Below are 14,116 nucleotides of genomic sequence, written 5' to 3' on the forward strand. Positions count from 1 at the left end.
AGGATTGCCGCATTTTCCTCGCAAAAAAACGCTGGTGTTTTTTTGTTCATATCCTATGATCGCATCAAGGCTGGCTTAGGCTAAAGGGAGAAAAAAATGGAGCAAAAGATGAAGCTACTGGAAGGAAAGGTCGAGAAGCTGCTGATTGACGTTGCCGTTATCAAAGCGAACTACGCCACGAAAGTCGATATAGAAAGCGTCAGAAAAGAGCTACATTCCTCGCTCAACACGCAAACCATCTGGCTAATCGCCGCGCTGTTTGTGGTGCTGGGCGTTGGGCTGGGCGTGGCCAGGCTGATTTTTTAAACGAATGCCCCTGTTTTCCTGACCATCTCAACAGGGATAAAAAAGGGCTGTTCAAAAAGGACAGCCCCCCGATCGGTCTGGTAAGGCAGATTAACTGCCGTTAGTGATGCGCGATCACCGAGACGATTGCGCCGGTCGCGATGGCAATCAGCACATAGTTACCATCAATGTTCTGCCAGCGATGGCCCGCCGGTGGCGCTTTCAGGCCGCGTTTATGCCAGTCATTTACCTGATAGCCTTCGCCGCGATATTTTTCCGGCAGCGGGCGGCCCTTGCGGAATTCCGGATGCGCTGCCTGACGGCGCTCTGCCGGATGCGCGTTGTGCCGGGGGTCGCGGTGCTGTTCTGGTTGTGAATTGCCGTGCGATGGATTGCCGTGCTGCTGCTCATGCTTAACCGGCGGCTGGCCGTCCTGCCGTGGCCCCTCGGCAAACGCGCTCAGGCTGGTGGCGAATAAAAGCGCGGAGAGGGCAATAGCGCCTGACTTTTTCATTTTCATTTCCTTGCAGGTCTGATTTTTTCTGGTCGATGGCGTTAATCTGGGGGGCAGGCGGGCGCTTAACAATATCATTATTCTTAAGAAGCAGAGGTTTAACGGTTAATTTACGCTTTGCTGGCAGAAAGCTGACAGGCTTCGCCGCTTCTGTCGGGCGCGGCGGTAAAGCCTGTTGTCGCAAAAGGTAAGGCAAAGTTTGCCGCTTCTGTCAGGCACGAGCGGCAAAGCCCGTTTTCGCAAAAGGTGAGGCAAAGTTCGCCGCGCTTGTCGGGCGCGGCGGTAAAGCGGGATTACGGCAAATATCAGGCGATATGGAACGCCTGCTCCAGCATAAAGCGCAGCTGCGCCTCGCTGTACTCGATCAACGCGTTCTTGCTGTTGGCGCGTGTCAGGATCCAGTCGGCCTCGGCCTGCGTGAGCGGCGGCGGATCCTGCCAGAAAGGCGTGATGGCTTTATCCTGTAGCCATGAGGCCAGCATACGCGCGGGCGGCAGCGTAAAACCGGGGAAAAGCGCGACGGCCAGCTCGTCCATCAGCTTTTGCTGTTGCGCATTTTCACTGTCGTTCAGCAGCTGTAAGAACGGCAGCAGCAGACGCCCGCACACTTCGCCGTGGTGATAATCTTTAATCGCGCCCAGCTCGCCTGCAATACCGTGGATTACGCCCAGCCCGGCCATGCTCAGGCTCAGCCCGCCCTGCCAGGAAGCAATCATCATCTGTTCGCGGGCCAAATCGCCCTGTTCGCCAGGATCGTTCAGATAAGGCCACGCGCTGAGAAAAGCGCGCAGGCCGCTAAGGGCAGCGTGACGGCTGAACAGATTGCCTTTGGCAGACAGATAAGCTTCAAAAAGATGGGTGAAAGCGTCGATAGCGCAGCAGGCCAGCACGTGGTCTGGCGCGCCGCGCAGCAGATCGGGATCGAGGATCGCAACGTGCGGCACAAAATGGGCGTGACGCAGCGAAGCCTTCACTTTGATGTCGGCTTTATCTGTTACCACCGCGTTTTGCGTCGCCTCGCTGCCGGTTCCGGCCGTGGTTGGTACCGCAATCACGGGCAGCGTGTTGCCGCTTATCGGCGTATCGCCCACCTTTTCCAGATAGCGCAGAGTATTTAACGGATGCTGACTTACGGCGGCAAAGGCTTTAGCGGCGTCCAGCACGCTGCCGCCGCCAATTGCCACCACGCGCGCGGCCCGCTCGCGCCAGCGTGCCACCCAGCCGTCGATTTCTTCAGGCGATGCTTCGTGGCGCACCACTTCAATCCCGATCAGCAGCGGCTCCACCCCGGCTTTTATTTTTTGCCAGGCTTCGCTCTGTAAAAATGAGTTGGCGCAAAACAGCAGCGTCGGCTGCGGATCTTCGCTTAGCAATGGCACCAGCTTGTTCAGGCTGCCACGGCCAAAAAAGGTTTGTCGGTTTGCTATCTGACTGACGATCATTTCTGTCCCTCGGCACTTAAAATAAAAACAGGTTTGCGCACTCAGATGGCGCGCGCAGGGCAGCTGAAGGTAATCATCCTGTCCTGCTGCGCGTTGATCACGCTAAAGCGGGTATCGGAAAGCCGCTGCGCCAGCCAGCCCTCTCTGGTCACGGCAGAAGGAATATATTGCTGCGGGTTACTGGAGTAAAGCTCGCCGCTTTCCAGCTTCAGCTTGTCCATAGTGACGTGAAAAGAGGTAAAGCGGTCGATAATTTTACCTTCGGTATTGCCCAGAACCTGGCCGCTCAGCGTTTCGACTTTACCTTCGCAAACCATACCGCTATTGCCGGAGGAACAGGCAGACAGCAGCAGCGGGGCCGCAATCAGTAAAGCCGTCGTGGGGAAAAGGTCGGAAAGTTTTAGTGGATCCAGCCAGCGCATGATATTCCCTTAACAACGGATAATGGCCTAAGTATAGCCTTCGCTCTGGATCCGCCCTGTAAAAGCGCAAAACCGCACAAAAAGCGGGGTCAAGCCGCGCCGCGCGGGGATGTAACGAACCTATTATCATTTTGTGGCTTATTGCTGAATCAGTTCAGCCAAATCTTTAACAACGGTTGCAAACAGGTTATTGAGTGCTACAATCCGGACGTTTTTGATACTTTCATCTTATTCTCAGCCTGCGCACAGGCGTTTGCACGGGCGGAAAGCGCAATTACCCTTATTTTGCAGGGGATTAGCAGGCAAGTTTCAAAACAGCTTGTATACTTTTTCTGCGCTGGCGATTTTATCGACAGCAGAGAAGCTTTATCGGGCGTCAGGCTGCACGCATTCTGGCAACGAATTGATCAACCGAACCAATCCTGTGAATAGAAAATCTGCTCTTTTATTGACGCCGCTGGTCCTGCTTCAGCCTGCGACCAGCCATGCACAGTCTGCCGCCGCGCAGAAGGATGCCGCCTCCACGCCGGAGAGCTCGCTGATGGTCATCAAACAGCGCAGCGGGCTTTCTGAACTGGATACGCCAGCCGCCGTCAGCGTGGTCAGCGGTCAGCAGCTGCGCAACAGCGCGCCACAGGTGAATCTGTCAGAAACGCTGGGCAGCGTGCCCGGCCTGCAAATTCAGAATCGACAGAACTACGCACAGGATCTCCAGCTCTCCGTTCGCGGCTTTGGCAGCCGTTCCATGTACGGCGTGCGCGGCGTGCGCGTCTATGTTGACGGCATCCCGTCCACCATGCCGGACGGGCAGGGCCAGACGTCTAATATAGATATCAATTCGGTTGATAAGGTTGAAGTGCTGCGCGGCCCTTACTCCGCCCTTTACGGCAACGCTTCCGGCGGCGTGGTAAATATCGACAGCGAAACCGGCAGCCAGCCGACCACCTTAACCGCAGGCACTTATTACGGCAGCTACGGTAGCTGGCGCAACAGCGTTAAAGCGAGCGGCGCCACCGGCGACGGTACGCATGCGGGCGACGTAAACTATATGATTTCCGGGTCGCGTTTCACCACGCACGGTTTCCGCGACCAGAGCGGCACGCAAAAAAGCCTGGGCAACGGCAAATTCGGCGTGCGTATCGATGATGTCAGCACGCTGACGCTGATGTTTAACAGCGTTTCGGTGGATGCCAACGATCCGGGCGGCCTGACCCGCGACGAGTGGAAAGCGAACCCTCGCCAGTCGCCGCGCGGTGAGGCTTACAATACTCGCAAGAGTCTTGACCAGACCCAGCTGGGCCTGCGCTATCAGCGCGAAATGAGCGATAACGATCGGCTTACGCTGACGGCCTGGCACGGCGAGCGTCACACCACGCAGTATCAGTCGATCCCCGTCGCCGTACAGAAAAACCCGGCTTATCCGGGCGGCGTGATCGTGCTGGAGCGTAAATATTCCGGCGTGGATACGCGCTGGCAGCACGACGATCGGCTCGGTTCCGTGCCGTTCAGCCTGATCGGCGGCCTGGATTATGAAACCCTGACCGAACGTCGTCAGGGATTTGAAAATTACCGTATCGATAATGGCAGCACGCTGTTAGGCGAGAAGGGCAGCCAGCGCCGCAACGAAAAGAACGTGATGTGGAATCTCGATCCTTATCTGCAAACCAGCTGGAACCTGACCTCAAAATGGACGCTGGATGCCGGGCTGCGCTACAGCACCGTCAGCTTTGATTCCACCGACTATTATATGACCGCCGGCAACGGTGACGACAGCGGCAGCAAGCGCTATCACAAACTGTTGCCGATGGGCTCGCTGAATTATGCGCTGACAGACGCCTCCAATCTTTACTTCTCTGCCGGTCGCGGTTTTGAAACGCCGACGATTAACGAGCTTTCCTACCGCTCCATCAGCGGCAGCCAGACCGGGCTGAACCTGGGCCTGAAGCCGTCAACCAGCGACACCTTCGAGCTGGGCAGCAAAACCCGTATCGGCTACGGTTTATTTACCGCCGCGCTGTTCCAGACCAATACCGATAACGAGCTGGTGGTGGCGCAAAGCAGCAACGGCCGCTCCGTGTATAAAAACGCGGGTAAAACCCGGCGTCGCGGCCTGGAGCTGGCGCTCGATCAACAGTTCGCCGAAAACTGGCAGCTGAAGATGGCCTGGACGCTGCTGGACGCTACCTACCGCAACGAAACCTGCGATAGCGCCGGCAGCTGTACGCCTTCCGGCAATCGCCTGCCGGGTGTGGCGAAGAATATGGGCTACGCTTCTTTAGGCTGGCTGCCGGAAGAGGGCTGGCACGCGGGCGCGGAAGTCCGCTATATGGGCAGCATTCAGGCCGACGATGAAAATGACGCTAAGGCGCCATCCTATACCGTTGCCAGCCTGAATAGCGGCTATCGTTTTAACTGGGATAAGTGGTCGCTCGATACCTTTGCCCGCGTCGATAACCTGTTTGACAAAGAGTACGTCGGATCGGTCATCGTTAACGAAGGCAACGGACGCTACTACGAACCGGCGCCGGGACGGAATTACGGCGTCGGCGCAACGCTCACTTATACCTTTATGTAAACTCTAATCCAGAACAGCCAGCCGTCGGGCGTAAGCCTGGCGGCAGGTTCAAAGCACCGGGATGGATAAGCTGTATGTAACCGGGTGTTTTTTTACGATTGGGCTGCTGCCTAATCGAAGACGTTAAATTTTGGTAAGGTCCATACTATGCAAAGTAAAGCACCGTTATCACGGACTCTCGTGATCCTTACGGCTGTATTTGCCGCACTCAGCGGGTTATACCTGCTGATTGGCGGTATCTGGCTGGCCAAACTCGGCGGCTCGTTCTACTACATCATCGCGGGTGTGGTTGAACTGGTTGTCGCCTGGCTGCTGTTCCGTCGCCGTTCTTCAGCGCTGATGCTGTATGCGGTATTCCTGCTGGCAACGCTTATCTGGTCGTTGTGGGAAGTAGGCTCAGACTTCTGGGCGCTGACGCCGCGTCTGGACGTGACCTTCTTCCTCGGCCTGTGGCTGGTGCTGCCTTTCGTTTACCGTGGATTGTCTCAGGGCAAAGCGGCACGCGGCGCGCTGAGCGCGGTGCTGGTGGTTACGGTTATCGCCCTGGCTTACGCGGTGTTCAATGATCCGCAGGAAATCAACGGCTCGCTCAGCACGGAACAGGCGGCGAACGCTGAAAAATCGGCTGACGGCATCGCTGCCGGCGACTGGCCTGCTTACGGACGTACCCAGGCCGGCACTCGCTATTCGCCGCTGACGCAGATCAACGATAAAAACGTTGGCCAGCTGAAAGAAGCGTGGACCTTCCGTACCGGCGATATGAAGCGCCCAACCGATCCGGGCGAAATGACTGACGAAGTCACCCCGATTAAAATCGGTGATTCCCTCTACCTGTGTACGCCTCACCAGATCCTGTTTGCGCTGGATGCGGCTACCGGTAAAGAGAAGTGGAAATTCGATCCGCAGCTGAAAACCGATCCTTCCTTCCAGCACGTAACCTGCCGTGGCGTTTCCTATCATGAAACCCCGGCGGCGGCCGATGTGCCGGCTGGCGGCAAGCCTGCGCTGTGCGCACGTCGCATTATCCTGCCGGTGAACGATGGTCACCTGTACGCACTGGATGCGGAAACCGGCGCGCTGTGTCCGGAATTCGGTGAAAACGGCAAGCTGAACCTGCAGCAGAACATGCCTAACGCGCGTGCTGGTGCTTACGAACCGACTTCTCCGCCAATCGTTACCGATACCACTATCGTTGTGGCCGGTGCGGTAACCGATAACTACTCCACCAAAGAGCCTTCTGGCGTGGTGCGTGGTTTCGATGTCAACACGGGTAAACTGCTGTGGGCATTCGATCCGGGCGCGAAAGATCCGAACGTGGTGCCGGAAGGCGAGCAGCACTATGTGGCTAACTCACCTAACTCGTGGGCGCCTGCTGCTTACGATGCCAAACTGGATCTGGTTTACCTGCCAATTGGCGTAGCTACGCCGGATATCTGGGGCGGTAACCGCACGCCAGAAATGGAGCGTTACGCGACGGGTATGCTGGCGCTGAATGCGACCACCGGTAAAGTGGCCTGGTTCTACCAGACCGTTCACCACGATCTGTGGGATATGGATGTGCCGGCCCAGCCGACGCTGGCGGACATTACCGTTAAAGACGGCAGCACCGTTCCGGTTATCTATGTACCAACCAAAACCGGTGATATCTTCGTTCTGGATCGTCGTAGCGGTAAAGAAGTCGTTCCTGCGCCAGAAACGCCAGTGCCTCAGGGCCCGGCAAAAGGCGACCGTCTGTCTCCTACTCAGCACTTCTCTGAGCTGACCTACCGTCCAAAAGACAAGCTGTCCGGCGCGGACATGTGGGGCGCGACGATTTACGATCAGCTGATCTGCCGCGTGATGTTCCACAGCCTGCGTTATGAAGGCCCGTTCACGCCACCGTCAGAGCAGGGCACCCTGGTATTCCCGGGTAACCTGGGCATGTTCGAGTGGGGCGGTATTTCAGTTAATACCGATCGTCAGATTGCCATTACCAACCCAATGGCGCTGCCGTTCGTTTCCCGTCTGATCCCACGTGGTCCAAACAACCCAATGTGGCCGGATGAGAACGACAAAGGCGGCAGCGGCAGCGAGACTGGCGTTCAGCCGCAGTACGGCGTGCCGTACGGCGTGACCCTGAACCCGTTCCTGTCTCCGCTGGGCTTCCCTTGTAAGCAGCCAGCATGGGGCTACATCTCTGCGGTTGACCTGAAAACCAACGATATCGTGTGGAAAAAACGCATCGGTACCGTTCGTGACAGCTCGCCGGTGCCGCTGCCGTTCAAAATGGGTATGCCTATGCTGGGCGGCCCAATCTCTACGGCGGGTAACGTGATGTTTATCGGCGCAACGGCGGATAACTATCTGCGTGCGTTCAACGTTACCAACGGCGAAAAACTGTGGGAAGCGCGTCTGCCAGCTGGCGGCCAGGCAACCCCAATGACCTATGAAGTGAACGGCAAGCAGTACGTGCTGATCGCGGCAGGTGGTCACGGCTCCTTCGGCACCAAGCTGGGCGACTATATCGTTGCCTATGCGCTACCGGACGATGCGAAAAAATAAGTCCGAAGCCGCTGGCTTCTGACGGATAACAAGGGCGGCCTTCGGGCTGCCCTTTTTTTATAGGCTGACGACAGGGCCCGTCCCTGCCCAAGAGGAGCGCCGCCGAAAGAGAAGCAATGCAGAATGATTATCGGTATAGTCAGCCTCGCTTATTTTTAAAGGAGAGATGCAATGATCCGCCGCTGGCTGTTACTGGCTTCCCTGGCTGTGTCTGCGGGCGCCGCCGCGACTACCTATCCGCTACAGATTACCGATATGGATAATCAAAAAATCACCCTGGCCAAAGAACCGCAGCATGTCATCCTGCAGGACGGTCGTGACATCATGGCGCTCGCCTTGCTTGATCGGGAGAACCCTTTTCATCGCGTCGTAGCCTGGAATAATTTGCCGAAAAAGCAGGATCCGCAGACCTGGGCGCTGCTCAGTAAAACCTGGCCGGAAGCAGCTAAGATCATTGATATGGGCTTTAATGACCAGGGACAGGTGAATCTGGAAAGCGTGGTGGCACAGCAGCCGGATCTGATGATCGCTCAGCTGCGCGCCAAAGCGGCATTAAAGCAAACTGGCGTGCTGGATACGCTGCAGCGCCTGCATATCCCGGTCATGTTTATCGATTATGAACTGCACCCGGCGCAGAACACTGCCAACAGCATCACGCTGCTGGGCAAGGTGCTGAACCAGGAGCCGCGCGCGAAGGCTTATACGGATTTTTATAACCAGCGTTTTGATGCCATGCAGCAAACCATTGGGCAGATCGCTAAAAAACCTACGGTCTTTATTGAACCGATAGCGGGCAACTCGGACAGCTGCTGCTTTACGCACGGCCATAACGGCTGGGGCGGTCTGGTAGAAGCCGTTGGCGGTAAAAACATCGGCTCGGCGCTGCTGCCCGGGGCTTCAGGCTTCGTCGCGCTGGAGAAAATTATCGCCATGAAACCGGACGTTTATATTATGACAGGCTCGAAACGGCCGAATAAAAACGTGCTGCCGTTTGGCTATAACGTGTTGCCGCAGGAGGTAAAAACGACCTTTACCACGCTGGTCAACCGCAGCGGACTTCAGCAGATTACGCCGGTGCAGCAGGGCAGGGTGTACGGGATTTACCATCATTTCTACAATCACCCGTATAACATTATCGGGATGGAAATTCTGGCGCGCGATCTTTATCCACAGGCGTTCAGCAAGCTGGATCCCACCGCCGATTTCCACCAGATTATTACCCGCTTTACTAAATTGCCTGATGCGCCCGTCACCCTCAGCTATGCGCAGCAGTAAACGACGGCGTTTGTGTGGATTGATAACGTAAGGGAAGAGGCATTGCGGGGAAAAAAAGCGGGCCGTAAAGCCCGCCTGAACACCATCAGAAGTTGATGGTTGCGGTAATGCCGCCAACAAAGGCGTCTTTCACTTCACTGATTGCACCCGGCGAAGCAACGTATTGCAGGTTAGGACGCAGGTTCATCCAGTTAGTGACATGCGCGTTGTAATAAATCTCGTAGTTATATTCCGAACCGCTCTGGATCGGCAGATAAGTTGGATTATCGTAATCGTTCACGCCGTTTTCACGGTTGGTCTGGCGCAGCATTTTGCTGTAGTCGTCATTGACGTGAATACGCGCCGCGCCGATACCGATTTCATCTTCCGTACGGGAGTTAAACGGCCCGGTCCAGACCAGCGCCAGCGACTGGTAATTGTCGGTTTTCGAGGTCTTGTGATCGTTCATTACGCCCTGGGCCACAATGCTCAGGCCGCGCTTGTTATCGCCGCCCATCGCGAACAGCTGCTGTTGTAACAGCAGGTAGCCGCCGTAAGAGTGGTTATCCTCGCCGTATTGACCGTTGCTGTAAGAGCTGTAGTTGTCGCCTTTTACCGAAGAGTAGTAGAAGCCCGCGCGGTAGTTGCCCTGCAGCTTATCCGCGCCCAGCGTCGGCTGCCAGCCCAGCTCGACCGGTACCAGATTGCCTTCGGTAGGGCTGCCGTCCAGGCGGAAGCCGTTGCCGGTGTCGTAGTTGGAAGGCGTCTGGTTATAGAAGCCGACCTGCAGGAAGACTTCCGGCGTAAAGTTGAACTTCACGCGGCCGCCCCACTGGGAAACCGGCCAGTTATACCAGCGATCGCCACGCCAGTTGCCCGCCTGACCGCCGCCGAACGCCAGGTTCTGGAACTTGCTTGGCCAGCTGTCGAAGTCTTCACCCACGGTTACGCGACCCGCTTTCACTTCCACCGTGTGGTCAAAGAAGCCTTTGTTGATCCAGAACTGCGTCAGACGCCAGGTTTGTCCACGTCCCCAGACTTCCTGCACCGATGACAGGCCGCCGGAGCGCGGATCGTTGATATAATCCGTCAGGTTCTGGCCGTTACGGCTGGTAACGGTTGCCTGAAATTGGGTATCGGTCCAGTTCAGCAGCTTTTCCAGATCCAGCGTGGTGCCGAAGCCCCACTGATCGGTATAGCGTGCCGACGTGGACTGGTTATAGCCGCCGGAGAAATTGCTGGCGGATTCCATGGTGTAGTTCACCTGAAACTGCACGCCGTCCTGCTCAAGCTGGCTACGGTTGCCGCCCCAGTCGCCAAAGGCGTAAGGCGAGTCGATGCTGAGCGGCGCGTAGTCCGCCAGCGCCTGGCCGGAGGCCAGCAGTAATCCAACACCACAGAACGCCACTGTTCTTTTCAAGGTGGATTCGCTTTTCATATTGGGAAACCCTGTTTTAGTGATAGCGCTGCGCTTCCACAAGCGGAAACGCTGTCGCGGCCATCATGCTTTTATCAGCATTATCTCCGGCACAATGCGTACTGTAAGGAGGAAACGGCTGACTAAAGGCGGGAGCGATGGCCTGTGCGGCAGAATGAAAGCACTAATTCGGAATTTTATTGTTATAAATAGTGCTGAATAAGTCCGGGTTTTGCCAAAAAAGCGGCATGGATCACGGTTTGCAGGGCCTGTGCGGGCGAGGGCGGGGGGAAAAAGGACAAAACGACGAATGACGGGCAAAAAAAAGGGCCGGATAACCGGCCCTGATGCAGTAACGTTACGCGACTAGCGGCGACCGAAAATCTTCGCGGCAAGGAAGCCCACGCCCGCGGCAATCGCCAGCGAAACGAAAGGGGAATCCTGCGTTTTGGTCTTCACGCAGTCCAGCGCATCGTCAACGGCATAAGAAGCTTTGGCTGCGCCCTGACGAACCTTGCCTTTGAACTCATGCTCCGGAGACTCGGCGGCCTTACCAAACTGCTCCTGGCCTTTGCCCAGCGCTTCTTCGGCTTTATCGTTAGCTTTATCTAGTAGACTCATAGTGCCTCCTTCTTGATGACATGATTTCCTCATGAGAAATTAAAGCATAGACCATCAGTGAAGGCTTGCCGCTGCGGTTGTGTGTAAATTTATGAATGATGTAAAGAAAAAGCGGTAAAAGGCTCGGATAGTTCCTGGCCTTACGCGCTTTAAGTACGCCAGGCATAAAAAAAGCCCACGCGGGCGTGGGCTTTCAAACAACCGGCAATCAGAGTATCAGTGAGACTTCATGCCAGCTGCGGTCATCATAAAGCGAAACAGTGTCGCGACAACGCCAAGCGCCAGCACGCTGCCTGCATAAATGACGGCCAGCCACAGGATGCGTTTCCACACCGGGAGCTTAGGCGCCTGCTGAGTTTCAACCATACTATCCTCCGATAAGCCGTAATTAATGGTAATGCTCGTCCGGTTTGATCTTCCCGCGGAACACGTAGTAGCTCCAGAAGGTGTAGAACAGAATAACCGGGATAATCAGCAGCCCGCCAACCAGCATAAAGCCCTGGCTCTGCGGTGGCGACGCCGCCATCCAGATGGTGATGTGTGGCGGAATAATGTTTGGCCACACGCTGATCCCCAGACCGGTAAAGCCCAGGAAAACCAGCGCCAGCGTCAGCAGGAACGGCGAGTAGTGCGCATGACGCTTTAGCGCGCGCAACAGCGCGATGGAAGCCAGCAGCACCAGCACCGGTACCGGCAGGAACCAGAACAGGTTAGGCAGCGTAAACCAGCGATGCATAATGTCGGCGTGTTCCAGCGGTGTCCAGACGCTGACGATAGCGATAATCGCCAGCAGCACCAGCAGCAGGGGCTTAGTGATCGCGGTCATTTTGCGATGCAGCTCGTTCTCGGTTTTCATAATCAGCCAGGTGCTGCCCAGCAGCGCGTATGCCACGACCAGACCCAGACCACAGAATAGCGAGAACGGCGTCAGCCACAGCAGCTCAGGGCCGCTGTAGGCACGGTTAGTTACTTCAAAACCGTTGATAAAGGTGCCCAGCACCACGCCCTGGCTGAAGGTCGCCAGGAACGAGCCCACGATAAAGGACTTGTCCCAGAACGGACGGTGCACTTCGGTTGCCTTAAAGCGGAACTCAAACGCCACGCCGCGGAAGATCAGACCAATCAGCATCAGGGTCAGCGGCACGGAAAGCGCATCCAGGATCACCGCATAGGCCAGCGGGAAGGCGCCATACAGCGCCGCGCCGCCCAGTACCAGCCAGGTTTCGTTGCCGTCCCACACTGGCGCGACGGTATTGACCATCATGTCGCGCTCGGCGGCATCTTTATTGAACGGAAACAGAATACCGATACCGAGATCGAATCCGTCCATCACGATGTACATCAGCGTCGAGAAGACGATGATGGTGAACCAGATAATAGAAGTATCAATGCCCACGTTATTTATCCTTTTCCGGCGCGTTTAACTTTTCTTTCACGGCAGACAGAGGACGCGCCTGAGTATGACGTGTGCCAGGGCCGCCTTCAGGTTCATCGTGGCCTTCGCCCTGTTTCGGTCCTTTTTTGATCAGGTTAAACAGGTAGATATAGCCCACGCCGAACACCGACATATAGACCAGGATAAAGGCGAGCAGGCTGATGCTCATATGCATCTCGCCGTGCGCCGATACCGCGTCTTTGGTACGCAGCAGGCCATAAACCACCCACGGCTGACGACCAATCTCGGTGGTGAACCAGCCCGCCAGCAGCGCGATCAGACCGGAAGGGCCCATCAGCAGCGCGAACCACAGGAAAGGACGCGAGGTGTACAGGCGTTTGCGATAACGCAGCCACAGGCTGACCACGCCCAGGGTAATCATCAGCATGCCCAGGCCGGCCATCACGCGGAATGACCAGAACACGATCAGCGAGTCAGGACGATCCTCTTTCGGGAAGGTCTTCAGCGCCGGCACCTGCTTGTCCAGGCTGTGCGTCAGGATCAGGCTGCCCAGGTAAGGAATTTCCAGCGCGTATTTGGTTTTTTCCTGCTCCATATCCGGGATACCGAACAGGATCAGCGGGGTAGGTTCGCCCGGCGGGTTTTCCCAGTGGCCTTCAATCGCCGCAATTTTCGCCGGCTGATGCTCAAGCGTATTCAAACCGTGGGCATCGCCCAGCACCGCCTGGATTGGCGATACGATCAGCGCCATCCACAATGCCATAGAGAGCATTTTGCGAATTGCCGGCGTGTCGTTTTTGCGCAGCAAATGCCAGGCAGCGGAAGAGCCAACAAAGAAGGCGCTCGCCAGGAAAGCCGCGGTGGACATATGCAGCAGGCGGAACGGGAAGGACGGGTTAAAGACAATCTTAAACCAGTCTACCGGCACCACCAGCCCATCCTGAATGGCATAGCCCTGCGGCGTCTGCATCCAGCTGTTAGAGGCGAGGATCCAGAAAGTAGAGATGATGGTGCCCAGCGCTACCATGCAGGTCGCGAAGAAGTGCAGGCCCGGCCCCACGCGGTTCCAGCCAAACAGCATCACGCCCAGGAAGCCGGCTTCCAGGAAGAATGCGGTAAGCACTTCGTAGGTCAGCAGCGGACCGGTGATGCTGCCCGCAAACTGCGAGAAGCCGCTCCAGTTGGTGCCGAACTGATACGCCATCACCAGGCCGGACACCACGCCCATACCAAAGTTGACGGCGAAGATTTTCGACCAGAAGTGGTACAGGTCACGATAATCTTCGTTTTTCGTTTTCAGCCACAGACCTTCCAGCACCGCCAGGAAGCTGGCGAGCCCGATGGTGATAGCCGGGAAGATAATATGGAAGGAAACGGTAAACGCGAACTGTATCCTCGCCAGGTGGAACGCATCTAATCCAAACATTGCTGACCTCGATCTAACATAAACTGCCTTTCTTTTTTATTTACCGCACGTTAACAATAGAGCTGCAGTGCAGTCCCTGTTTATGCGGTCATTTCAACGAAGTTTGATCCTGAGACCAAATCGGGAGAAGGAGTAGCAACAGTAATAGGAATCTCAGATATAACAGCATGGATCTTTGCGATGAATTGTTTCACCGCTGCGTTAAATTATTGACTCCTATTGT

Annotated in this window: 12 protein-coding genes; 4 read left to right on the plus strand and 8 right to left on the minus strand. The window is 56.2% G+C overall.

The annotated features are described in order from the left end of the window. Positions 1-108 precede the first annotated feature (108 nt). Entirely contained in the window at positions 109-306 is a 198-nt protein-coding gene (locus AB3U87_RS08445) for a hemolysin XhlA (protein WP_253454973.1), read from the plus strand. A gap of 100 nt (positions 307-406) precedes the next feature. Here AB3U87_RS08445 and AB3U87_RS08450 read toward each other — a convergent pair whose 3' ends face one another. From AB3U87_RS08450 to AB3U87_RS08460, 3 genes are all read right to left on the minus strand, one after another. After that, the gene (locus AB3U87_RS08450; RefSeq protein ID WP_253454972.1) at positions 407-799 is read right to left on the minus strand and encodes an RcnB family protein; all 393 of its coding nucleotides are present in this window, start codon (positions 797-799) and stop codon (positions 407-409) included. A gap of 305 nt (positions 800-1,104) precedes the next feature. After that, positions 1,105-2,241 carry an iron-containing alcohol dehydrogenase gene (locus tag AB3U87_RS08455; protein ID WP_394148843.1) on the minus strand — a complete coding sequence of 379 codons (1,137 nt, stop codon included), beginning with the start codon at positions 2,239-2,241 and terminating at the stop codon, positions 1,105-1,107. 41 nt (positions 2,242-2,282) lie between these two features. Further along, positions 2,283-2,663, minus strand: coding sequence for a hypothetical protein (locus AB3U87_RS08460; RefSeq protein ID WP_253454970.1), 381 nt, complete (start codon positions 2,661-2,663; stop codon positions 2,283-2,285). A gap of 463 nt (positions 2,664-3,126) precedes the next feature. Between AB3U87_RS08460 and pqqU the strand changes: the two genes are divergently transcribed. The 3 genes from pqqU (at position 3,127) to AB3U87_RS08475 (ending at position 9,054) form a co-directional block, all read left to right on the plus strand. Continuing rightward, positions 3,127-5,238, plus strand: a complete 2,112-nt coding sequence (pqqU, locus tag AB3U87_RS08465) for a TonB-dependent receptor PqqU (protein ID WP_394148856.1) — start codon at positions 3,127-3,129, stop codon at positions 5,236-5,238. 147 nt (positions 5,239-5,385) lie between these two features. Then, the gene (locus tag AB3U87_RS08470; RefSeq protein ID WP_369895017.1) at positions 5,386-7,779 is read left to right on the plus strand and encodes a glucose/quinate/shikimate family membrane-bound PQQ-dependent dehydrogenase; all 2,394 of its coding nucleotides are present in this window, start codon (positions 5,386-5,388) and stop codon (positions 7,777-7,779) included. A 171-nt stretch (positions 7,780-7,950) separates the two neighbouring features. Then, complete coding sequence (locus AB3U87_RS08475; RefSeq protein WP_301252557.1) at positions 7,951-9,054, plus strand: ABC transporter substrate-binding protein; 1,104 nt, start codon at positions 7,951-7,953, stop codon at positions 9,052-9,054. Positions 9,055-9,139: 85 nt separating this feature from the next. Here the strand turns inward: AB3U87_RS08475 and AB3U87_RS08480 are convergent, their stop codons facing one another. From AB3U87_RS08480 to AB3U87_RS08500, 5 genes are all read right to left on the minus strand, one after another. Then, positions 9,140-10,471, minus strand: a complete 1,332-nt coding sequence (locus AB3U87_RS08480; protein WP_394148844.1) for a carbohydrate porin — start codon at positions 10,469-10,471, stop codon at positions 9,140-9,142. Between the two features lie 345 nt (positions 10,472-10,816). Further along, positions 10,817-11,071, minus strand: a complete 255-nt coding sequence (locus AB3U87_RS08485; RefSeq protein ID WP_125288512.1) for a CsbD family protein — start codon at positions 11,069-11,071, stop codon at positions 10,817-10,819. Between the two features lie 216 nt (positions 11,072-11,287). Further along, entirely contained in the window at positions 11,288-11,437 is a 150-nt protein-coding gene (locus tag AB3U87_RS08490; protein ID WP_125288513.1) for a DUF2474 domain-containing protein, read from the minus strand. Positions 11,438-11,459: 22 nt separating this feature from the next. Continuing rightward, complete coding sequence (cydB, locus tag AB3U87_RS08495) at positions 11,460-12,467, minus strand: cytochrome d ubiquinol oxidase subunit II (protein ID WP_125288514.1); 1,008 nt, start codon at positions 12,465-12,467, stop codon at positions 11,460-11,462. A gap of 1 nt (position 12,468) precedes the next feature. Continuing rightward, the gene (locus AB3U87_RS08500; protein WP_125288515.1) at positions 12,469-13,893 is read right to left on the minus strand and encodes a cytochrome ubiquinol oxidase subunit I; all 1,425 of its coding nucleotides are present in this window, start codon (positions 13,891-13,893) and stop codon (positions 12,469-12,471) included. Positions 13,894-14,116 lie beyond the last annotated feature (223 nt).

This window comes from Erwinia plantamica (assembly GCF_043420595.1).
Taxonomy (GTDB): Bacteria; Pseudomonadota; Gammaproteobacteria; order Enterobacterales; family Enterobacteriaceae; genus Erwinia; species Erwinia aeris.